This is a genomic window from Kitasatospora sp. MBT63 (assembly GCF_000710465.2).
In the GTDB taxonomy this organism is placed as follows: Bacteria; Actinomycetota; Actinomycetes; order Streptomycetales; family Streptomycetaceae; genus Kitasatospora.
This window is the reverse complement of sequence record NZ_JAIZ01000766.1, coordinates 1-326: the sequence shown is the minus strand read 5'-3', so window position 1 is coordinate 326 and position 326 is coordinate 1. Positions and strand designations below refer to the sequence as shown.

At 69.9% G+C, this 326-nt stretch carries 1 protein-coding gene; it reads right to left on the bottom strand.

Features of this window, described 5'->3' with window-relative positions; all coding sequences use genetic code 11:
• Positions 1-326: hypothetical protein (locus AA75_RS53840; RefSeq protein ID WP_033825347.1), on the bottom strand; the 326-nt coding region annotated here is incomplete at both ends.

Below are 326 nucleotides of genomic sequence, written 5' to 3'. Positions count from 1 at the left end.
TTGGTGGTGTAGGCGCGGGTGCCGTCAGGGGAGACGGCGATGCCCTTGGGGCTCTGGTGCAGGGAGCTGGGGAGGCGGGTGGCGGTGACCGTGTTGGCCTCGGCGTTGGCGACGTAGAGGTTGCCGGTCCAGGTGACGGCCGCGCCATAGGGGGCGTCCCCGGTGGGGATGGGGTCGCCGGTGGGGCGGTTGGTGGCGGTGTCGATGGCGGTGACGGTGTCGTCGTCGATGTTGGTGACCAGGAGGTGATCGGCCCAGGGCGTGAGGGTGACCGCGAAGGGGGACTTGCCGACCTTGATCGGTTCGCCGACGCTCTGGTTGGTGGT